Here is a 5,111-nt window from a genome sequence, read left to right on the forward strand (position 1 = left end):
AAAAAAACTATTAATAATCAGATAGCGAACGGTTTTATGTTTTAGCTCCTCGCGACGAAAGCGATCGAATTCTTGCCGTTTATAACTGACCATTTTTGACTCTTGCCAGTCCTTTTCCGCCGCTTCTAAGTCTTTAACTTCAATAGCTAAATCGTCGGCAATTTCTAACAACTGTTGACGGGTAATTTCTCCCTTATCCCCTTGACGGGAGATAGCCAAATAGAGAATTTCCTGCACATCCTCTTGACTGTAGGATTGGGGAGGGAAAAAATCGGGGTTTGGCATAGCGATAGAGAAAGAAATAGGTTCCTTCTCTATTATGGGCGATCGATTAGCGATTGACAGTTAGACGAGACAGGGAGTTTTTAACTGATTCATCCATGCTTCTAAATCCTGCAAAGAGCGATCGGCATATTGACCGTAACGTTCCCGTTTATTGCGGATTTTTCTGGTAAAATTCGGCAAAATGCCAAAATTTGGCGGCATCGGTTGAAAATGTTTCGGTTCGGCACTGCTGATAAACTCAAATAATGACCCCATCATCGTTGTGGTTGGCAATGTCACCGTTTCTAATCCTAAAGCTAAACGAGCGGCATTAGTTCCCGCTAACCATCCCCCAGCAGCCGCAGCCGTATAGCCTTCCGTGCCGATTAACTGTCCTGCCGCTAACAGCGTCGGTCGCGATTTAAACTGGAGACTGGAGGATAATAACTGGGGAGAATTGATAAAGGTGTTTTTGTGCATCACCCCCATGCGGACAAATTCGGCCTTTTCTAACCCCGGAATCAGACGGAAAACCCGTGTTTGTTCACCCCATTTTAAATTAGTTTGAAATCCCACCATATTCCACAATTGCCCCGCTTTATCTTCCATTCGCAACTGTATAACTGCGTAGGGACGTTGATCCGGATATCTGGGATCCGCTAATCCCACCGGTTTCAGGGGACCAAAACGCATGGTATCCTCTCCCCGACAGGCTAATTCTTCGATTGGCAGACAAGCCTCGAAAAATTTGGCATTTTCTCGCTCAAAATCCTTTAATTCTGCTTGTTCTGCCTGTTTTAGTTCTTGCCAGAAGTGCAGGTATTGTTCCCGATCCATGGGACAATTGAGATAGGCGGCCTCACCTTTATCGTAACGGGAGGCCAGAAAAGCGATCGATCGATCGATCGATTCCCCTAGAATAATCGGACTAGCGGCATCAAAAAAGCTCAGATAGTCCAGGCCGGCAAAATTTTGCAGATCTGCGGCCAAAGCAGCACTGGTTAACGGTCCAGTGGTTAAAACGACGATACCATCCCGGGGAATTTCCGTGATCTCCTGACGTTTTAAGGTGACTAGAGGGTGGTTAGCCAAGATTTCCGTCAAATTTCGACTAAAGACCCCTCGATCGACCGCTAAAGCCCCTCCTGCGGGGACACTGTGCTGATCGGCCTGGGCAATAACTAGAGAATTTAAGCGTCGTAATTCTTCATGGAGTAACCCGGTGGCGCGATCCACCGCCATGGCACCAAAGGAGTTACTACAGACTAATTCGGCTAAAAATTGGCTATGGTGGGCGGGACTAGAGCGAATTGGGCGCATTTCGTGCAGGATCACGGGAATACCTGCTTGGGCTATCTGCCACGCCGCCTCAGTCCCCGCTAATCCTCCACCAATTACATGAATAGGGCGATCGATCATAGTTGGGAGAAAATGGCTAGAGTAGGATTATTTTAGCGTTAGTTCCGAGTCACCAAAAAATAGGGCCAGCCTAGGGCGATCGCATGAAGATTGGGGCTGATCACAAACTCAGGTTATAATCAAGGAAGGGATAGAATATTATATTTTATCTCGTCACGGTTTTTGCTTTCGAGAAGGTGGCAACACCGCCCCACTTTCTCACCATCTCCTTCCAGATGGGCTAGTTAGCGGTTTGACTTCTATGAACACCAATTATCTTGAAGAATACCAAAAATACCTAGCCGAATGGCAGAAAATGCTTCTGTCCGCTTGGGGTAATGGTCTTCCCACGACTACACCAGTGTTTGAGTTTCCGGAAACTTTGGTTAAATCCCTCGAATATCAACAAGAATGGGTGAAATCCTATCTAACCGCCCAAGAAACCGCCACCAAAGTTGCCCTCAATAGTCAGAAACAATTCTGGGATAGTTATTTCGGTTTTGCTCGTCAGTCCATGGCTGTAATCAATAAACCAGCTTAATTAGGTATCAATTGGCTAGATAGGGTTTGCTGAATAAATCTAAAAACCTTGTCCAACAAGGTTTTTAGACTTTTTTTCCCTCAAAAAGTGCCGACCTTTGGAGTGATTGGGGGGAAAATTCCTGGACTTTTTCCCTGAAAATTAGGTAATTGACCACCTGAAAATGGGTAAAACCCCACACCCCACACCCTACACCCCACACCCTGCCACCAGGAAAAACTTTTTTAGCAAACCCTAGATAGTTCGATTGGTGACTTAACTTCCCTTAAAAAATGAAATTCCTCAAATACAATCCCCTCTGGCTCTGTATTTGAGGCTTTTTTGGGTTTTATTACCTTTAGGCAATCAGGGAATTTTGGGGTTTAGCAAAAATCATCCGTCCGGCCGAGGTTTGCAGTGCAGATGTCACCACTACCCGCAATTCTCCCCCTAGATAATCTTTTCCTTCTTCTACCACCACCATCGTGCCATCTTCTAGATAACCGATGCCTTGGGTGGGTTCTTTTCCTGCTTTGAGAATTTTCAGATCCAAAGTATCCCCAGGCAAGTAGATCGGGCGTACTGCTTGGGCGAGATCGTTGACATTCAAGATGGTGACTTTTTGCAGATTGGCCACTTTACTGAGATTATAATCGTTCGTGAGCAAGGTGGCGTTAATCTCTTGGGCAAGATGGACTAATTTAGCATCTACGGTGCTAATATCCTCATAATCGGCCGGATGAATGACAATGCGATCAGGGAATTCTTGCTGCATCCGGTTTAAGATATCTAATCCGCGTCTTCCTCTGACTCGTTTTTGGTCATTACTGCCATCCGCTAACTGTTGCAATTCCTGAAGGATAAATTGGGGAATGAGTATCTGTCCCTCGATAAATCCCGTGTCTAACAATTGTTCGATACGACCATCGATAATACAACTGGTGTCCACAACTTTGGTGGCGGCCGCTTGCAGGGTCCCTTCTGCCACTAGAATTGATTCCATACTATTGGGGTTAATCAGACGCAAAAAAGTGCGACCGTGGGTATCTGCTAAACTAACCCCCAGATAGGAAAACATAACACTGCCTAAAATAGCGATTATCGGCTTAACAAACGAGAATTCTCTGGGAATCGGTAGGAAGAAAATCGGAGCTAGGATCAGATTAGCAATCAACAAACCGATAACTAGACCGACCGAACGGGTTAAAATAACTTCGATCGGAGTTTGTCGTACTTGGGTTTCTAGACGACGATAGGTAGTTTGGGCAACTAAACCAAGGGCTAAACCAATAATTGAGGCAAAACCCGCCGATAACCAGCGTAAAGCTTCAATATTGCTGATTTGCGACTGGACAGCAACTGGCAGCAAGTCCACACCACTATAACCAATACTGGCAACAGCGAAGACGAATAGTAAAATTATGACAGCATCAAGCATGGGGATAATACCAGAGGGGATAGGGGGGAATGATGGTAGAAAAATAATGAGTATGGATACTTTTACATTATATCCGTGGGCCTCTCCTAATTTGTGTCGGGAAAGTTGCTTTCATTCTAGGAGATGTTCTCCCCAGCCATAATACATCTTAACGAAGATAAACGAAATTACAGTAGGAGGCAGGAGGCAGGAGGCAGCTTTATTCTCCCCACACCCCACACCCCACACCCCACACTCCCTTTTTTCCTTTTTCCTCATATAATGCCCTATTTTCACCCCATAACCTCGGTTTATATTCATATTCCCTTTTGTCGTCGGCGCTGTTTTTACTGTGATTTCCCGATTTTTGTCGTCGGTAATCGCACCAATCCGGCGACTTTTCCCCCTGTGGTGGAGTATGTGGAAATATTACAAGAAGAAATTAGTCTTAGTCAGGGGACGGGGAAACCCCTAGAAACAATTTTTTTTGGGGGGGGGACTCCTTCCCTGTTACCGGTGGAATTATTAGGAGCAATTCTGGATACTTTAGCCAAAAAGTTTGATTTTGCAGCTGATATAGAGATTTCTATGGAGATTGATCCAGCTACCTTTAGTTTAGAACAATTACAGGGTTATCTTAGCGCGGGAGTCAATCGGGTTAGTTTAGGAGTACAGGCTTTTCAAGAACCATTATTACAGGTTTCTGGTCGATCGCATACCGTTAAGGATATCTATCAGGCAGTGGAATTAATTCAGGGATTGGGAATAGTTAACTATAGTTTGGATTTGATTTCAGGATTGCCACAACAAACCCTGACAGATTGGGAAAATTCCCTAGAAAAAGCGATCGAACTGCAACCGGCCCATCTTTCCTGTTACGATTTGGTCTTAGAAGCGGTTACTCCTTTCGGTAAACAGTATCAACCGGGGAAAAAACCCTTACCCGATGATGAAACCACGGCAAAAATGTATGTTTTAGCCGGTGAAAAACTAGCTTTAGCCGGTTATCAACATTACGAAATTTCTAACTATGCTAAACCGGGTTATCAATGCCGACATAATCGAGTTTACTGGGAAAATCGTCCCTATTACGGCTTTGGTATGGGGGCTGCTAGTTATCTTCATCAACAACGTTTTACCCGTCCGCGCAAAAGTCGCGACTATTTCGCTTGGGTAAAAGAAGGCTGTCAGATTGACGTGGAGAAAAATAGTTTGATTGATGATCTTCTCGAAACCTTAATGCTAGGGTTAAGGTTAGGGTCAGGGGTGAGTTTACCCGCCATTGAAGCTAATTTTGGTTCGGAAATCAAAAAAGCAATTTTAGAGGTCTTAGAGCCGCATAAACAGCGTAATTTAGTAATAATTGAGGGGGATAGCAGGGTCAGATTAAGCGACCCCGAAGGTTTTTTGTTTTCTAATCTAGTTTTAACCGATTTATTCGATCGCTGGCAATAGTCAGAAACTATATTTTAAGTAGCTGGTTATAATTAAATTAAAAATGGATTTTAGCTT

The 5,111-nt window shown here is 44.4% G+C and carries 4 protein-coding genes and 1 pseudogene; 2 read left to right on the forward strand and 3 right to left on the reverse strand.

The features are described 5' to 3' along the window. Together PX636_RS10045 and trmFO are read right to left on the reverse strand one after the other, a co-directional pair. Positions 1–285: pseudogene (locus PX636_RS10045) on the reverse strand (2TM domain-containing protein); the annotation flags it as partial. A 60-nt stretch (positions 286–345) separates the two neighbouring features. Then, entirely contained in the window at positions 346–1,683 is a 1,338-nt protein-coding gene (trmFO, locus tag PX636_RS10050; protein WP_288117004.1) for an FADH(2)-oxidizing methylenetetrahydrofolate--tRNA-(uracil(54)-C(5))-methyltransferase TrmFO, read from the reverse strand. 241 nt (positions 1,684–1,924) lie between these two features. Here trmFO and PX636_RS10055 point away from each other — a divergent pair, with 241 nt between their 5' ends. Then, entirely contained in the window at positions 1,925–2,203 is a 279-nt protein-coding gene (locus PX636_RS10055; protein WP_288117007.1) for a thylakoid-associated protein, read from the forward strand. A gap of 337 nt (positions 2,204–2,540) precedes the next feature. Here PX636_RS10055 and PX636_RS10060 read toward each other — a convergent pair whose 3' ends face one another. Further along, complete coding sequence (locus PX636_RS10060) at positions 2,541–3,620, reverse strand: PIN/TRAM domain-containing protein (protein ID WP_288117009.1); 1,080 nt, start codon at positions 3,618–3,620, stop codon at positions 2,541–2,543. Between the two features lie 261 nt (positions 3,621–3,881). Between PX636_RS10060 and hemW the strand changes: the two genes are divergently transcribed. Continuing rightward, positions 3,882–5,054, forward strand: a complete 1,173-nt coding sequence (hemW, locus tag PX636_RS10065) for a radical SAM family heme chaperone HemW (RefSeq protein ID WP_288117010.1) — start codon at positions 3,882–3,884, stop codon at positions 5,052–5,054. The last annotated feature ends 57 nt before the right edge of the window (positions 5,055–5,111 follow it).

The sequence above is a fragment of the Microcystis sp. M53598_WE2 genome (assembly GCF_030067735.1).
Classification (GTDB): Bacteria; Cyanobacteriota; Cyanobacteriia; order Cyanobacteriales; family Microcystaceae; genus Microcystis; species Microcystis aeruginosa.

What these genes read in the sequence shown, in the direction of transcription:
- trmFO (WP_288117004.1), bottom strand. Translation starts at nt 1,683, where the DNA reads ATGATCGATCGCCCTATTCATGTAATTGGTGGAGGATTAGCGGGGACT.
- PX636_RS10055 (WP_288117007.1), top strand. Translation starts at nt 1,925, where the DNA reads ATGAACACCAATTATCTTGAAGAATACCAAAAATACCTAGCCGAATGG.
- PX636_RS10060 (WP_288117009.1), bottom strand. Translation starts at nt 3,620, where the DNA reads ATGCTTGATGCTGTCATAATTTTACTATTCGTCTTCGCTGTTGCCAGT.
- hemW (WP_288117010.1), top strand. Translation starts at nt 3,882, where the DNA reads ATGCCCTATTTTCACCCCATAACCTCGGTTTATATTCATATTCCCTTT.